The organism is Cohnella sp. OV330 (assembly GCF_900112065.1).
GTDB lineage: Bacteria > Bacillota > Bacilli > Paenibacillales > Paenibacillaceae > Cohnella.
Map to the genome: position 1 here is coordinate 58,728 of NZ_FOKE01000005.1, position 17,078 is coordinate 75,805.

Consider the following 17,078-nt stretch of genomic DNA (forward strand, 5'->3'; position numbering starts at 1 on the left):
TCGTCACGTTCTTACTGCATCCCGGTATTCCTGCGGCGTTACGCCGGTCGCTTTCTTAAAAAAGCGGGTGAACGACTGGGAGGCTTCGTAGCCGACCCGCACCCCGACCTCCAATACCTTCAGATCGTCGCCGCGCAGCAGCGCCTTCGCCCGCTCGATTCGCGCGGCTTCGATATATTCGGACAGATTGACGCCGCATGCCTGTTTGAATAGACGCGACAAGTACGACGGATTGAAATGGATGTAACCCGCAAGGCGGACCAGGGACAAGTCCTCGTCCAGATGCTCCTCGATATAAGCGCGGACTTTCAGGATCGCTTCGGCGGCCCGATTGCTCTCTCCGGAGCTTCGGAGCTCGAACAGCTCCCCGGACGTCGCGCGAAGAAAGGCGAACGCGTCCTTCCAGGACGCGAATTCGTCAGGCCGCATCAAAGCCGGGAAGCTCGCTATCTGATTCTCGAGCTCCAACCGGTTGATATAAGACAGGAGAACAAGCGAGATCGTATAGTAAAGCTCCAGTAAATAAGGAGCCCCGTTGTCCTGCTCCGAATCCGTCAGCTCGTCGAAAAGCTGAAGGAACTCGTCGCGCCGGCCGGCATCCAGGTGGGCGGATAAAGCATCCGATTTGTCCCGCGGCGAACGCTCCTTCGCGCAACAGGAAGCATCGAGGCCGAGCGTCCGAACCATTTGCGCGCCGTCTCCGGTTCTGGTCTGCAATTGGCGCCGCATCTTGTCATAGGCCGAAGACAGCTTCGCCCATTCGGAGGGCCGGTCTCCCAGCGATACGGCGATGGAGAGCTCGAGACTGCTCAGGCACGCTTGCTGGATCAACTCGAATTGGCCGACTAGATAGGACAAGACGGCCGCATCGTCACCTTGATCGCCGTGGGCGTGGGCGTCCGCGTCCGATCGATCCGCCGGACGCTGGATGAGCCAGATGACGTCGCCGAAGCGGTCGATCATGCCAAGGCTCAGCACCTGGCCGTCCAGCAATCGCTCGGCGAGCAGCGTGACGGCCATGGCCGATTCATGCCGGTTCGCATAGGACGTCGCGGACGACTCGGAAGACGAGGCGCGGGAGAGACTTCCCTGCGCCATGTAGACCGGCCTGCCGGCATCAAGCGGAATGTTCAGCTTGCTAAAGTCCGCCGCCAGATTCGGCGCCGGATTCGCGCCGTGCAGGAGATGCCGGAAGTACTCGCCGCGCGCCAGTACCTCTAGCGTATTCAGCTTCTCCTGCGCCCGTTGGACCAGATCCTTTTCGCGGAGGCTGTCGTTCAGTTCGGCGACGGCTTGCTCGACCGCCGCGATGACCTTCGGGTACCCTTCGCTCTTGAGCAGATATTGAACGCCCGGCGTCTGGATCGCCCGGTACACCGCATCGAAGTCGCTGTAGCCGGTGAGGAAGATTAACCGGCAATGCGGCCAATGGCGCTTGATGGCGGACATCAGCTGCAGCCCGTCGATGCCCGGCATGCGAATATCGGACAGGACGATGTCCACCCGCGTCCGATTCAGCCAGTCGAGCGCCTCCCTTCCCGAGTAAGCTTTGCACAGGTCGAGATCGAGACCGCAGCCGGACAAAGTCTCGTACAGGCCGTCGGTGATCATCTCCTCGTCATCCACAATCAGCAATCTGTACATCGGCCTCTCCCTCCCACGGAAAATATAGCGTCGCTTGCAGTCCGCCAAGCTCGCTTCGGGCGACCCGGACGCCTCCCCGCTCGCCGAACGTGATCGCGAGGCGCCGGTGAATGTTGACCATCCCCGTCGTTTCGGCCGTATCGTCCCGGTTCGCCAGCCTTTTCGATAATTCAAGCAGCTTCTGTTCGGACAACTCGCTGCCGTTATCCTCGATGACGATCCGGAATTCGCCGTCCTGGGCGGCGAAGCGAACGACGATCCATCCGTTCTCCTCTTTGCGCTCCAGACTGTGCTCGAACGCGTTCTCAATGATCGGCTGCACGATCAGGCGCGGCACCTTCGCCTCCGCGAGCGCCGGAGGCAGCTCCTCGAACCGCGCACGGATGCGCCTGGAAAAGCGAAGAAGCTGAATGTCCGTGTACGTGCGCGCATGATGGATCTCTTGCGCGAGCGAGATCTCGTCGGAAGCGCTGCGGGTCACGAAGCGGAAATATTCGCCGAGCTGGATCGTAAATTGCTCGACCCGCTCCATATCTCCCGTTCGTGCCATCGTGCTTAAGATAAACAGGCTGTTGAACAAAAAATGTGGATTGATCTGCGACTGAAGCTGCTTCAGCTCCGAGCGCTGCGCCATCAGCTTTTGCCGATAGGCCTGATCGATCAAGGACCGCAGGTTGGCGACCATCTGATTGAATCGTCCGTACAGGTAACCGAATTCGTCCTTCGACGTGTGCAAGATGACCTGCTCCAAGTCGCCGTTTTCGACGCGGCGGAAGCTCTTCACGAGGCGCAGCAGCGGCTTGTGAATGAATTTGTACGTCGACATCGCATAGATGGCGACGATCACGAGCGCCGCCGCGGCAAAAAGCCAGGCCCATCTGTAAAATTTGTCGAGCGGCTTGCGTATGACCTGCGACGGGATGAACCGGTAAATGGCCGTGTCCAGCTTGTCCGAGCTTGCGTAAATGGTGTAATACGATTGCCCGCCGAACGCTTTGGCTTCGCCGTATTCGTTGCTTTCTTCCCGCTGCCTGACGTAAGCTGACGCTTCATCAAGAAACGACGCCACGGAACCGCTAGCAAGCCGGATGCCGCCGTTCGCCGTTACCAACAGCGTACCGCTGCCGGGATACGTGTTGAATTGGGCCAATGCCTCCGTCAGCTTCTGCTGGTCCAGCTCGATCTCGACGACGAACAGCGGCTGTCCGTTCTGACTGCCGCTCGGCTTGGCCGCGCTGAGGTAGAGCCCGTTCTTCCACTCGTTGATCCGGGTATTCCGGCTGCCGTAGACGGCGAGAATGGCATCGTAGATCGTCTCGTCCAGCTGGCTGACGCCGTCGACGGACGAGATGATTCGCCCGATCGGATGGATATATACGCTTACCTCTTTGATATATTTGCTGCTGTTCTGGATCAGATAGAGCCGATTGCGGAGCGAATTGATCTTGTCGGTCTTTTCGATCACGCCCATCCGGTTCCAGAGCAGCGTCAGCTTGTTCAGGTCCTCGTCCTCCAGCAAGCCGAACTGCAGCAGCTTGATCCGTTCGATCTCGTTCTCGAGATCGGTCAGATAGAAGGCGGTCTGGGAGGCCGCCGTCTTGGAGATATCCTGGCTCGCCGTGTGAATCGACCACTGGTACAGATAGACGCCGAGCACGAGCAAGGGCGTCAAGATCAGCAGAAACGTAAAGATCAAGCGAAGAAACAGGGTGTTGCGAATCGAGAACATCGGCGTCTTGAACATGGCGGCTTTCAACCCCTACTCTGTCTGATCGATTCGAACTTTTCCCTTTACGCTTGCGTAATAGTCGTTGACTTCCCTCGTAATCTGCTCGCCGCCAAGCTTGTTCCAATCCTGGACGAACTTGTCGAACTCCCCGATCGGCGCGCCGAGGATGATCCGGACGAACACTTCGTTTTGCATTTTATCCAGCGTCGTCTGACGCTCCACCATCGTGGCCGTCGGCGCGCCTTCGAATTTATCGAATAAAAATTGCTTGTTTTTGTCGTATTGATCGACGACGCCCTCCGAGCCTTCGGAGCCGTAGATGCGTTCCCAGCCCCACAGCGCGAAGCCTTCCTTGGAGCCGCTCGCGTAGGCGTCCAGCTTTTGCTGAACGGCCTTCGCTTCTCCCGTCAGCTTCGACTTGTCCCCGGTGCGGCGCACTTCTTCCAGCGTCCGGAACAGCTCCAGGTTTTTTTTCGTCGGCGCCGGCTGAACCAAGGACAGCTGCCATACGCTCTCTGCGTCCGGCGGCGCATAATAATACGCGTTCTCCTGGGTTTTCCCCCAGTTTTTCTCGACATGCATATTGAACAGCTTAATCACGGCTTCGGGATGCGCCGCGCCCTTGCGGACCGCGAAAAACTTCATCGTGCTGAATTTGAGCGGCACCGTAGCAGGCCCGCCCGCTTCCGACACGATCGGGAACGCGCGCCACTGCGCGTTCGGATCGGCGTTTTTATTCAATTGAAGCGGCCAGATGGAATTCCACTGCTGTCCGTACTCCATCCCGATTTTTCCGCTTGCGATGACCTCCGACACCTTGGTGCCTTCCTTGACGCCGAACTCTTCGTCCAGCTCGCCGTTGCGGTACATGCCCTGCAGGGCGAGAAGCGCCCGCTTCATCTCCGGCTGAACGCTTCCGTAAACCAGCTTGCCGGCCGCGTCATCCATCCATATGTTCGGAAAAGCGCCGTAGCCGGCCGCGAAGCCCTCCAGCCCCATCGATCCGCCCCACAGATCTTTCGTGACGGCAAGACCGTACGTGTCTTTTTGGCCGTTGCCGTCCGGATCCCGCTCTGCGAACGCTTTCGAAATGGCCAGGATGTCGTTCATCGTTTTCGGCGGCTGCAGGCCCAGCCGGTCCAGCCAGTCCGTCCGGATCCAGACGAATTGCGCTTGCTCGATCGAAGAGCCCGTCTGCGGAATGGCCATCAGCCTGCCGCCGAACGTCGCCGCGTCGAACGGACCGGCGCCTTCCTCGGAGAGGATCTTCTTCAGTTCCGGCGAAGCATATTGCTCGTACAGGTCGGTCATGTCTTCGATCTCGTCCGTGTCCGCGAGCTGCTTCAGCTGGGTGGCGTTCACGGGGATAATATCGGGAAGGTCGCCCGAGGCCAGCATGACGTTCATCTTCTGCAGGTACGGATCCGACGTATCGTTGCCTTTGACGACCCAATTGTACTTGATCTTGATGCCGAGCCGGTCGGCGTACAGCCGGCTCCACCGGTTATCCTCGAATTTCTCGTCCTTCAGCACCCCGAGCACGTTGTTCTCGACGATGTCGCTCAGATTGCGCACGGTCGTGATCTCGATCGGCGGGTCGTAGCTGCCGAGCGGGCCTCCGGTCGCTTCCGACGCGGATCCGCCGGATGGGCGAGGAGCGGCGGGGCTTGCGGCCGCGCTACCGCCTCCCTTGCCTTCGATGCCGCCGTCGCATGCCGTCAGCGCCGTCAGGAGCAGCATGGCCGAGCCCAAAGCCGATATGGATCGCGCGTTGCTTTTGTTCATGGCCATCCCCTCTTCTTCGGCTCAGCGATTGCAATGTTTACGCTCTCATTATAGGCGGACGAGCGCGACCCGGACAATGTACATCTTTGCCAGCTTTAATCGAGCGCAAAGGAAGCTAAGCTGGCGCCCCCCGTCCCCGTATAGGTCAAATAAATCGCTTGAATGCCGTCCGGTATCGCGACATCGGCCGCATATTCGCGCCACACGTTCGTAAAATCGACCGGAATCCTGGCGAGCGCGGGTCCGTCCCACGACGTCTTGACTTCAAAGGCGCCTCGGCAATAGCCGCGCACCTTGATGCGGACGGAGCGGATCCCCGCGCAGCGGAAGTACTTGAAGCCCGCCGTCGCGCCATCCCTCATGTTGGCGATATAGCCGACCTCCTCGTCCCCGTCTTTGCCGTCCTGGGTAATCTTCGGAAAACGGCTGTCCATCCACTCCCCGGGAGCGCCCGTGTACAAGGCTTCGTCCCGGCAAAACAGATTGCACGCCAGATAGGCCGGATATTCGCCTCGGCCCTCGAGCGGTCCGCCGTTCGGACCGCAGGAGGTCATCTCCGCCTGGACGATCGTGCCGTCTTCCCTGAACGCGATCGGCTCGATGCAGCCCTGCCGGCTGAAGTTCGTTCCGTTCGTATGCCGGTGATAAAAGACATGCCATTTGCCGTCGATCTCGACGATGCCGCCGTGATTGTTGCCTCCGTAATACATGGGTTGGTCCGCCGGTTTATAGGCATCGATATGAAGATCGTTGTTGCTGACGACGACGCCTTGATAGACGAACCCCCGGGTCGGGAACCGGCTTGTCGCGTAGCATAGCTCATGCATGACGACAGAGGAGTAGATCAGGTAATACATATCGCCGATCCTTCTAATAGAGGGCGCCTCGAAAAAGGCATGGCCTTCAAAGCCGCTCCCGGCGCTGTAAGGCTCGCTTGGCGCGACGAATACGGGCGCCTCGATAATGGTGAGCATATCCGAACCGAGCACCGTCGCCATGGCGCCGTGCCGGGAACGATCGCCGGGCGCGCAGAAGCCCGTGTACAAATAGGTCTGGTCTCCCTCCGTCAGCACGGCCGGATCGAATTGCGGTTCGTCGCCTTCTCTCTCGCCAAGACGCGTGCCGTCGGCATAACGGACATAGCCGTAAAACGAATACTTGCCTGCCGGCGTATCGCACACCGCGACAGATACGACAGGCACTTTGTCGAGCACATAGTAGAGATAATACCGCCCGTCCGGCCCAACCGTGACGTCCGGCGCATACAGGCACATGCTGCCGTCGGGATTGAGCGGATCGTCCGTCTTGCGATAGATCACGCCTTCGTACCGCCAATCGGCCAGATCGTGCTCCGGCGCGGACCAGCAGACATAGTCGTTCAAGCAATAGGCGTGGCCGTTGAATCTGTCGTGGGAACCATATACGTACACTCTACCGTTAAAAACATAGGGTTCGCCGTCGGGCGTATACTCCCAAGAAGGCAGGTACGGGTTCAATCCTTGTTTTTTCATCTCTCCGCTCGCCCCTAACCGTTTTTTTATCAAGCCTTCTTGACGAATGTGTCGTAGATGCGATTTCTCTTCGCCCTCTCCTCCGGGAGAAGCTTCTGCGCATCCGCGATCTCATAGCCGCCGAAGGTATCATACAATCTGGACGAAGGGTCGACTTCCACATAAGTACACCAGGGCAGCCAGTGATAGTGGCTCTGCAGCGTTTGGCTCGCGAAGTTGCCGCTCTCGTGCCCCAAGCCCGGCATCGCATATCCGATGCTGCCGTCCGCGTCCGTGGACTGTCTGGTGTTCTTATGAATAAACTCGGCGAAGTCGAGATAGTGCTCGTCGCCCGTAATGACATACAGCCTGTAGTACGTGTACGAGCAGGCCGCCATATACACGTCGGCGCCGCCGCCGATCGTGATGATGCTCTGACCGCTGATGGAAAATTTGTTGAACGGATGTTTGGGCCACGGGGCGATCACGGGGAAGCGCCAGGCATAGGTCCAAGTCTCGGTATAATCCGCGGCGCCGATCGCGCCTTCGAGCCATCTTTTTTCGCCGGTCAGATCGTATAAGGCAAGGAAGCCGAACAAAGCATAGATGCCAGCTTCTTTATCCTGGATATCCGCATTGTCGCAGGTACCGCCCCGGTACTCCAGGTTAAGGTAATTATGGTCGTAGGACCACTGGCCGGCCCGAAGCGCGGCTGTTTTATAGCGTTCTTCGCCGGACACGAGATAGAATTGGACGAGAAACCGGATCACGCTTGGCGTATTGGACTTCGAGTCCATGCGGATCGAGCTGTCGGCGTGGTAAGCCCGGTAGAAGCTGCCGTCCTCGTTCTGAACCTTTACGAGCCAATTGGCCGTCCGTCTGCAAAATTCCAGCCATGCAGGCCGCTCGTCGCCTTTGCCGCGCATATAGAGGTAGGCGTCCAGAATGGCTTCGATCCCGTCTGCCAGCATTCGGATATAGTGCGGATAAGGCTCGAAACCTTGGAGGGTCGGATTGTAGCACATCCGCGGCAGGCCGGATTCGGTCATAGCCTTCCTCGCCCAGAAATCGATCACGCCCACGCCTTTCTCATAGGCTTCGGGCATGCTCTCCTTGTCGCCGTACCTGAGCAGCTGATAGCCGATGCCCGGCTGCTGGCCGACGAAGCCGAACTGAAAGGAAACGCTAGAAATGTCCATATCGGGTAATTGACAAGCGAAGGGCAGCCCGTACGAATCGCCATAAGGCCGCGTGTATCGGGTCAGTATGTTCATGCCGTTGCGGTAGTGACGCTCGTTGTCCACCTCGAAAAGCTTGTCGCGCAGCCGGGCGTAGACGATGCGCCACTGCTCCTTCATCATCGGCTGGAAGCCGCCGGCGTAATGGTCGAAATGGATGGCGACGGCATAATTTTGCTCGAAGCCGACCGCTACGGGATGGTTCATGCGCTGGAATGCTTTCGGTTTCTCGCGGTAATCCAGGCCGGCATACGGATTGTTGACGGGCAGTTGGCCGTCGCAGCCTGGATACACGTAATCGATCGACAGGCCGGCCGTTTCCGTCTCGAGTTCCTTGCGTATGCCATATCCGTAATACATATAATTCAGCGTCTCGCTCTTCGGCTTGCTCATGCCGATGGCTCCGACTGTACATTTCGGGTCCGTGATATTTTCCGACCTCACGATATCCGTCGTCGGCAGGGTCGCGTCCGCAGCCCAGCGCGACAGCGCCGCAGTCTCTCCCGACGCGATGTGCTGCATCGCGAACAGCGGCAGGGCGTACCGGGTCTCCATCCGCCAGAAGTATTCGTTGTCCAAATCTTTTCCTATCGCGGATGCCGGCGCGAATTCGTTTTGCTTGTACCAGACGCCGGGCGCGAAGCAGTTGTAGTCGTGGACGTCATCCGATTCGGCCATCGTAAAAGAGACCTTCGTAGAAAATCCAAGGTCGTCTCCCGCCTTCGTCACCTTGACGTTCCGGCTCATCTTGAACCCGGCGCCTGCGGTTTCATACACGTCCGTAAATGCAAAAGCCGAGCCCGAAGGCACGGTCATCGTGCCCCGGGCGACGATCTTCCCGTCGGAAGCGACGATATCGTCGTAAGCGTGGTCGTAAAACTCGCTGACGGCAAACGCCGTTTTTACCGTGGCGAACATCGGCCGTTTGTTGGAATAAAGAAGCCGGCCGTTTTTACGAACCTCGACGCCGCCCTCTTTGAATTGCAAGATGTAGTTGCCGCATGCCAGTCTCATGGACCGTCCCCCTTATCCTTTCGAATACGAATGCAGCGGGTTTTTCTTGAAGTATTGCTGCACGAGGAACGCCATGATCTCGTCGGGCCGCTCTCTGGCAAACCCGGCTTGGTCCGCAAAGCGCATGCCGTAAGGCGCCTCCGGCGTATAGACCTCCCACCGCGGCAGGTCCGCTCCCGTCGAATCCCGCCCGTTCGGATCGCCGCCGCGAATGAAGTTCGCCCAGTAATCGCACATCTGCCGCGCCAGGTCGTAATGCTTGCCGACGAACGGCCGCCAGCATTTGGCGAGCGTCTCGAAGAAAAACCACAGATCGACCGAATGGAACGTGCCGGGGTTATCCCAACCCGGAATGTCCGCGTCGAAGTTGTAATAGTACAGCGGAAGGTTGGCGCCGGTATCGGCATTGGCCTGTCCCGCGATCCGGATCGCGTATTCGATGCCGCTCGCCGATGCCCGCTTCAGTGCCTCGTCCAAGCTTCCCGCATTCGCTCCGCATAGCGCGAGAAAAGTCTCGGCATCGTCGCCGAACAGCTCGGCCGCCATCTTCTTGAATTCGGCCGCCGTACCGGCTTCCGGCACGCTGAAAAATTCGGAGGAGGTATGGCCGAACAGCACCGGCACCGGTAAGCGCTCATTCCGAAGGAACGCCTCGAACGCATCCCCGACATTGAACTTGCCGTCGACCACGGTGCCCCAGAAGCGCCCGGATTCCAGATACTTGTCGCGCACATACGCCGCATCGAGCTTGCGGGCTTCCGCAAGCGAGGACACGCCGAGCGCTTCGAAAAAGCGAATGCCGTCCGCTTCGGCCTCCCCGAACTCGCGAAGGAACTTGGGCGCGCCGTTGCCCGGATAAAGCTTCGTGAAAACCCCGCTCTGCACGATCGCCCGCTGAAACAGGCCCTCGTTCTGCGGCGAGGCCAGCTGGTTCATGACGCTGCCGCCGCCTGCAGACTGCCCGCCGATCGTCAGGTTGTCCGGATCGCCGCCGAACGCCGCGATGTTGCGCTTGACCCATCTGGTCGCGAACTGCTGGTCCAGATGGCCGAAGTTCGCGGGCGCTTCCGGCGCTTCCGCCGTAATCTCGGGATGGCACAGAAAGCCGAACGCGTTCAGCCGGTAGGCGATCGTCACGACCACGATGCCTCTTCGGGCGATACGTTCGCCGTCGAACTCCATCTCGGCCGTATGGCCGACCTGCAGGCCGCCGCCGAAGTACCACACGAATACCGGCAGCTTCTCATCGACGTTCTTGGCCGGCGTCCATACGTTGAGGTAGAGACAGTCCTCGTCCATGGCGATGTCCGGCTCGACCGTCCATTCGCGGGTATAGATGTTGTTTTCGTCTATTTCCTGCCGCACCTGCATCGGGACCGGCGCGAATTGAAAGGCTTGACGCACGCCTTCCCAGTTCTCGGCCGGCTGCGGGGCGCGCCAGCGATTGTCTCCGACCGGCGGCGCGGCGAACGGAATCCCTTTAAAACTCGTAATCCGAGGATCGGCGGCAGGCAGTCCCTGCACGGTACCGTTTTCCACCTTCACGACTCTTAGCATCGCTGCGTCTCCCTTCTACCCATGGTCAATAAAATGCGGAGGCGGATACCCTCGCGGATATCCGTCCCCCTTCATATATAAGTGCGAATCGATGTTATTTGCTGGCTAATGCATCGGCGCGCATCTTGACGATCTTCTGCGCTTTGACCGTATCTGCTGCCAGGACGTCCTTCCAGCCGAGGCCTTCGACGTCCTTCTTCATCTTCGTCCAGAGTTGGTCGAATTCCGCTTGATTTTTCGCGAATACCATCTTCCAGGACGTATTTTTCACGTAGTCCGAGATCTGGCTGCGCTTGTTTTTGATGTCCGAGGAATCGGTTCCGAGGCTCGTGTTGATGTTCGGTACGATATCGATCATGTTGTTTTTCAAGTAATAATCCGTCGCGTTCTTGGCGTTGTACGTCTTCTGCCAGTCCGTCGTCAGCACCGTCTTGTTCGCTTCGATCGTCGAGCTCCAGTAGTTGCTGTTATAGAACTCCTTGGTGTCCGGATCGAAGGTAAAATCGCTCATGATCATCGTATTGAGCTTGCTTTGTCCGTCCTGGTAACCGCCGCCGCCGTACTCGTCCGGAACAGGCGTATTTTTCTGGAAGGCGGTCTGTCCGACTTCGGTCAGCTTGAACTTGCCGTCGGCCGTCTTCTCGTAGTTGAAGCCTTCGAGGCCGTCGACGTAATAGCGCAGACCTTCCGGAGAGGCGAGCCAATCCATGAATTCCATGATGCGGTCGGCATTTTTCGCCTTTGCGCCGATCGCGAACGCTCTTCCGTTGCCGTAATAAGCGTCGCTCCTCTGAATGATATGAGTGTCGGCGATCGGAACCGCAACGTTGCCGTCTCCGTTTTTGCCTCTCTCGATCGAATTGTAGAAGCCGGTCTGCCAGGAGTACCACAGGAGCAGCACCTGTTTGTTGGTCAGCTTCTCGGAGACTTTGTTCCAATCCTGGGACGGCGAGTCGGGATCGACCAGCCCCATCTGATTCGCTTTAAAGTAAAACTGAAGAATCTTCTTGTACATGCTGTTGTCGTCGACGAGCGGAACGATGTCGCCTTTGGCATTGAGCTGGATGGTCGACGTCCCGTCCGGCTGCTCGAAGCCGTACCAGCCGCTTAGCCAACGCACGTTTTCCATGCTGCCGCCATCCCAATCCTTCCATAGGGAGATCGGTACGATCGGCTTGCCGTCCGGCGTCTTCGGATATTTAGCCTGCATTTGCTTCAGCACGTTCAGCAGATCGTCCAGATTGTTCAGTTTGGGAGCCCCGACGCCCTTGTAATAATCCCAGGGCATGATCGGACTGGAGTAAGGGAGCTCCTCCGAGAAGGTCGTCGGCGACGTATCGGCTTCGAACGTCGGCAAGCCGTAGATCTTGCCTTCCGGATTGACCTTGTCGAAGCCTGCATTGAACGGTTTGAAATGGTTGTCCACGTATTGGGACAAGTACTTCGTGCTCTTGATCTTGTCCGTCATATCCATGACGAGACCGGCCGGGATCAGTTCTTCCAACTGGCTGTTGTCGACGATCACCAGATCGCCCAGGTCGCCCGCCGCCGTGCGGGTCTTGTACAGCTGGTCGCCGGCGACCTGCGGCGCTAGAATGTTCAAGGTGATGTTGAATTTATCCTTGACGAGCTTGCCGTACCATCCCGTCTGCTCGCCCTGGTAATTGGCCGCGTTGTCGAACACGGTGATGGTGATCGGCTTGCTGTGGTCGATCGCGCCGGCCGCTTGGGATGCGCCGGCGCTCGCGCCGGATGGTGCTGCGGATGATGATGTATTATTCTTGGATCCGTCGCTGCAGCCGGTCAATGCCGCAGACGCGAGGAACAGACCTGCCAGCGACACGGACATCGATTTTTTGACGACTTTCATACTTTTGCTCATGTGAAACCCCCGTTTGGTTAATTTATTATAATGGCGCAAGCGCGAGTCAGCCTTTCACCGCGCCGATCATAATCCCCTTTACGAAAAACCTTTGGAATATCGGATAGATCAGCAAAATGGGCGCCACGACGATGATGGTCACCGTCATTCGAATGGACGTGGTCGTCTGCTTGGTCGACAGGCTGGACATCGCGGTCGAGCCTGCATTTTGCAGGTTGACCATCGTCGACAAGGAACTCGCCTGATTGATGTAGTTGTACAGGATGAACTGCAGACTGTACAAATTGCTGTCCGTTACCAAGAGCAGCGTATCCTGGAAGGAATTCCACTGATCCACGGCCGCGAAGATGGCGACGGTCGCCAGTATCGGCTTGCAGATCGGCAGCATGATGCGGAAGAAGATGGTCATCACCCCGGCACCGTCGATGCTGGCCGCCTGCTGCAGCTCCTTCGGCGTCGACTCGACGAATGTCTTGACCAGAATAATGAAGAACGGAGAGACGATCACCGGCAACACGTAAGCCAGAAAGTTGTTGGTCAGATGCAGCGATCTCATCGTCAAGTACCAGGGAATGATCCCGGCGCTGAAAAACATCGTGATCACCGTGAACCGGTACCAGAACTTCCGCGCCCACATATCCTCCTGGGAGAACATGAAGCCCAGGAAGGCGGAAGCGCCCACCGTCAGACTCGTGCCGATGACCGTTCTGCCCAGCGAGATGAGCGCCGCGTGGCCGAGCCCCGGGATTTTGAACACGTCGATATAATTCTGGAAGTGAATATGCTTCGGGAAAAACACGACGTCGCCTCGAGCGCTGATATCGTTCGCGCTGATCGTGTTGATGATGATCGAGTAAAAGGGATAGACGCAGATCAGCGCAAACAGAGAGAAAAGCGTATAGATGACGACGGAGATGAACTTGTCCGTCGCGCTGAGCTTATAGCCCGACTTTTTGTCCGCTCGGCTTTGATAAATCGCTTCGGGTACCAGCTCGGTCGTATTGTCGCTCATACGATGCCCTCCCCTCTTAACATTTTGGACAGTCCGTTCACCGAAAAGAGAAGCACGACGCTGATCAAGCTCTTCAGCATGCTGATCGCGACGGACACGGAATAACTGCCCCCGCCCATGGCCAGGTTGTACACGTACAAGTCCAGAACCTGAATGCTGTCCTTGTTGAATGCGTTCTGGAAGACGAAATACTGCTCCAGGCCATTGTTCAGGAAGCTCGCGATCTGAAGCATCAGCAGCACGAAGTACGTCGGCAGCATGCTCGGCAGAACGACATGGCGAATCACCTGCATGCGGGTAGCGCCGTCCACGTGGGCCGCCTCGTAGAGGGAATCGTCGATCCCCATGATCGCGGCGATGTACAGAATGGCGGACCACCCCAACGCTTTCCAGGTTGTCCACATCCACATCGTGAGCCACACGTGGTCGGAGCTCTGGAGGAACAAGATCGGCGCGTCGGTCAGGCCCAGCTGCCGCAGCATGCCGTTAATGACGCCTTCGCTCGAGAACATGGAGAAGGCGAGGGAATAAACCAGCACCCAGCTGATAAAGTTCGGGAGCGTGGTGACCGTCTGGATGAACTTCCGGAAGCGTACGGCTTTGATCTCGGTGAGGAAAATGGCGAATACCATCGGAAGCCAGGAGAAAAGCAGGCTTAGTCCGCTCAAGCCGAACGTGTTCTTGATGACCTGCAGCAGTTGATCGACTTTCACCTGGTTTTCGACCAGCGATCTGAACCATTGAAGCCCGACGAACGGCGACTTGGACAACGGAATCGGAGGCGTATAGTCGAAGAAGGCGTATACCCAGCCATACAGGGGGTAGTAGGCGAAGATGAACAGCAGAATCATAAAAGGAGAGATATAGAGAAACTTTCTGAACGACGTGCTTCTCTTGTTGTAATTTAGCATGCGCACTCCGCCTCTCCTTTTCGTTTCGAATGGGCGTTACCTTTCATATCGATCTCCCTTCCTATTGCCGCGCAGTCTTGATGACGCTTTCATGTTTACATTATAGGCACCCTTATATGCCCGGAACTACGTGCATCTTTTTACTTGCTTAACGATCGTTTACGTTTTTGTAAGCGTTATATATTCCAGGGGCTGCCAGCCGTTTGATGACGATCGGCTAATAAAAAAGAGAGAATCTGGTTGATTCTCTCCGTGTGCGGATGATGTGAATTCAAGCGTTCGTATGGTCCTCCGGGTAAGGATCGATCGTCCGGATCGTTCCGTCCTCGTCGTAGTGCAGTTCCGTATACTTGACGCAGCGCTTGTGGTTGACTCCGCCCGACAGGGAGCTGTCGTGGTAGAACAGATACCACTTGTCCCGGAACCGGACGATCGAGTGGTGGGTCGTCCACCCGATCACGGGCGTCAGGATCGTCCCCTTGAACGTGTACGGCCCGAGCGGGTCGCGGCTGACGGCATAGACGAGCTTGTGTGTCGTCCCGGTCGAGTAAGACAGGTAATACAAGCCATCGTGCTTGTGCACCCACGGTCCCTCGAAGTAGCGCCGGTCCTCGTCGCCCGCGAGGATCGGGCTGCCGTCTTCGTCGACGATCTCGACCTCCTGCGGCGTCCCCTGGAGCGACAGCATATCGTCGTTCAGCAGCGCGACGCGCGGTCCGAGCGCAGGCGCGTCGGGCGCGAGCTCCTCCGGATCCGGCCGGAATTCGCCGGTCCGCCACTTCTCCAGCTGGCCGCCCCAGAGGCCGCCGAAGTACATATAACTGCGGCCGTCATCGTCGACGAGCACCGCCGGATCGATGCTGAAGCTTCCCTCCATAAAATTCGGCTCCGCCCGGAAGGGCCCTTCCGGGGATATGCCTGTCGCCACGCCGATCCGGAAGATTCCCTCTCGGTCGCGTGCCGGGAAGAAGAGATAATACTTACCGTTCTTGTACGCGGCATCCGGCGCCCACATCTGCTTGGACGCCCACGGAACGTCCCGAATATGCAACGCTTCGCCGTGATCGACGACCGGGGAATCGAAGTCGTCCAAGGACAGGACATGGTAATCCTCCATCCGGTATTGGTCGCCGTTGTCATTGCTCTCGCCGTCATGGTCGAGATCGTGCGAAGGGTAAACATAGATACGCCCGTTGAATACGTGTGCGGACGGATCCGCCGTGTAAATGTGGGTCACGAGCGGTTGATTCGGCTTCGGAGCCTGGTTCATTCGAGGTTCACTCCATTTCATGGATAGGTTCGCCCTTGGCATAGCGGAAATAATCGAAGTCCGCGAAGCCGCCGCGCTGGCGGGTCGCATAGTTGAACAAGCCGATACGGTAGCCCATGAAGTGATCCAGCGTATACTTCATCTTCAGCGGACGGCCGATGGTCCTCCACGCTTCGCCTTCGGCTGCATAAGCAAAGACTGCCGTATCCGCGCTCTCCCTGAAGTCAAAATCGATCTTCAAACGGATTACCTCGCCGGCGAACGGCAAGCTTTCCACGATCTCTTCGCTTCCGTCTTCTCCTCGCACGCACATCGCGACGAGCCGCTCCCCGCTCTCGCCGGCCCAAATGCCGACGGTGCCGAAGCCGCTCTGCAGCGCGGCCAGGCCGGCGCGATCGCCCGGCTTCATCCCCGTCGCGTCCAGCAGCGTCTCCCCGACGCAGGTTGGACCTTCCGTCCGCTGCGTCAGCGTATTGCAGGCGCGCTCGATTCGGTCGACGACCGGTCCCGTCGCCAGCCGCAGCCAGCCCGGGCGCTCGGTCACCGACCAGAGCCTGTCGTCCGGGTTATGGTTCCACTGCCAGTTCAGCGCCAGCTGATTTTCGAAATAGTCGAATTCGTCGCTCTTTACGAGCGGCTTGGGCGCAGGGTCCGGCTGCGGCACCTCGAACGTCTTGGGTACTTGGCCGTCCTCGCCCAGCACCGGCCAGTCGTTCTCCCAGCGCATCGGCACGAGGCACGGAAGACGGCCGACGGCATCGCGATCCTGGAACAACATCGCGTACCAGTCTCCTTCCGGCGTATCGACGATACCGCCTTGGGCGACGCCGCAGTTCCGATAGCCCAGGTCGTCGTCGAGCGCGATGCGGCGCTCATAGGGACCGAGCAGCTCCCGCGAACGGTAGACGAGCTGCCGGCGGCGCCGGTTGCCGACGTTCGGCCATTCGATGAAAAACAGATAGTAGTAACCGTTCAGTTTATAGGCATGACAGCCCTCGCAGCGCAAGCCGATGCCTTCGCGCTCCGTCTCGAACAGCAGCCGATCGAGACCGCCTTCCCGCAAGGCGGACGCATCGTCAGTCAGCTCGCGGATACGAATGCCGCCATTGCCATAGATGACATAGACGCGTCCGTCGTCGTCGAACAGCAGGCTCGGATCGTGATGCAGCCCCTCGATGACGGAGCGCTTCCAAGGACCGCGCTCGATATCCGACGCGCGATACACGTAGAACCGGTTCATGTCGTTGCAACTGAAGGCGACATAGTACATGCCGGCATGATACCGAAGGCTTGCCGCCCACGAGCCGTTGCCATAGATGCCATTGCCGTCGATCAGATTGTGGGCGTCGTTGTCCTCCAGCTTGTCGAAGACATAGCTCACGAGCTCCCAGTGCATCAGATTCCCGGACTTCATGATCGGACAGCCGGGCATCGAATGCATGCTCGTGCTGACCATATAGTAGACGGAGCCGACCCGGATGACGCTTACGTCCGGAACGTCGGCCCAGAGGATCGGATTGGCGACGGTTGTATGCATAGCGAACCC

At 58.3% G+C, this 17,078-nt stretch carries 11 protein-coding genes; all 11 read right to left on the reverse strand.

Annotation, left to right across the window (positions count from 1 at the left end; all coding sequences use genetic code 11):
* Positions 1-3: 3 nt before the first annotated feature.
* Positions 4-1,644 (reverse strand): helix-turn-helix domain-containing protein, encoded by a 1,641-nt coding sequence (locus BM235_RS13185; RefSeq protein WP_090113762.1) that lies wholly within the window; start codon positions 1,642-1,644, stop codon positions 4-6.
* Positions 1,619-3,388 (reverse strand): sensor histidine kinase, encoded by a 1,770-nt coding sequence (locus BM235_RS13190; protein ID WP_090113765.1) that lies wholly within the window; start codon positions 3,386-3,388, stop codon positions 1,619-1,621. Before BM235_RS13190 ends, BM235_RS13185 begins: the two co-directional genes overlap by 26 nt.
* A gap of 15 nt (positions 3,389-3,403) precedes the next feature.
* Positions 3,404-5,158: an extracellular solute-binding protein gene (locus tag BM235_RS13195; RefSeq protein WP_090113768.1), complete on the reverse strand. Its 1,755-nt coding sequence runs from the start codon at positions 5,156-5,158 to the stop codon at positions 3,404-3,406.
* A 95-nt stretch (positions 5,159-5,253) separates the two neighbouring features.
* Positions 5,254-6,669: a family 43 glycosylhydrolase gene (locus BM235_RS13200; protein ID WP_090113771.1), complete on the reverse strand. Its 1,416-nt coding sequence runs from the start codon at positions 6,667-6,669 to the stop codon at positions 5,254-5,256.
* Between the two features lie 29 nt (positions 6,670-6,698).
* Positions 6,699-8,900 (reverse strand): hypothetical protein, encoded by a 2,202-nt coding sequence (locus BM235_RS13205; RefSeq protein WP_090113774.1) that lies wholly within the window; start codon positions 8,898-8,900, stop codon positions 6,699-6,701.
* Positions 8,901-8,912: 12 nt separating this feature from the next.
* Positions 8,913-10,457, reverse strand: a complete 1,545-nt coding sequence (locus BM235_RS13210) for a carboxylesterase/lipase family protein (protein WP_090113777.1) — start codon at positions 10,455-10,457, stop codon at positions 8,913-8,915.
* Between the two features lie 94 nt (positions 10,458-10,551).
* Positions 10,552-12,339 (reverse strand): type 2 periplasmic-binding domain-containing protein, encoded by a 1,788-nt coding sequence (locus tag BM235_RS13215; RefSeq protein WP_090113779.1) that lies wholly within the window; start codon positions 12,337-12,339, stop codon positions 10,552-10,554.
* 46 nt (positions 12,340-12,385) lie between these two features.
* Positions 12,386-13,351: a carbohydrate ABC transporter permease gene (locus tag BM235_RS13220; protein WP_199408944.1), complete on the reverse strand. Its 966-nt coding sequence runs from the start codon at positions 13,349-13,351 to the stop codon at positions 12,386-12,388.
* Positions 13,348-14,262, reverse strand: a complete 915-nt coding sequence (locus BM235_RS13225; protein ID WP_090113782.1) for an ABC transporter permease subunit — start codon at positions 14,260-14,262, stop codon at positions 13,348-13,350. The genes BM235_RS13220 and BM235_RS13225 overlap by 4 nt, the downstream gene beginning before the upstream one ends.
* 271 nt (positions 14,263-14,533) lie before the next feature.
* A complete protein-coding gene (locus BM235_RS13230; RefSeq protein ID WP_090113786.1) occupies positions 14,534-15,532 on the reverse strand; it encodes a glycoside hydrolase family 43 protein in 999 nt (332 codons plus the stop codon).
* Between the two features lie 7 nt (positions 15,533-15,539).
* Positions 15,540-17,069, reverse strand: coding sequence for a glycoside hydrolase family 43 protein (locus BM235_RS13235; RefSeq protein ID WP_090113790.1), 1,530 nt, complete (start codon positions 17,067-17,069; stop codon positions 15,540-15,542).
* Positions 17,070-17,078: the final 9 nt, after the last annotated feature.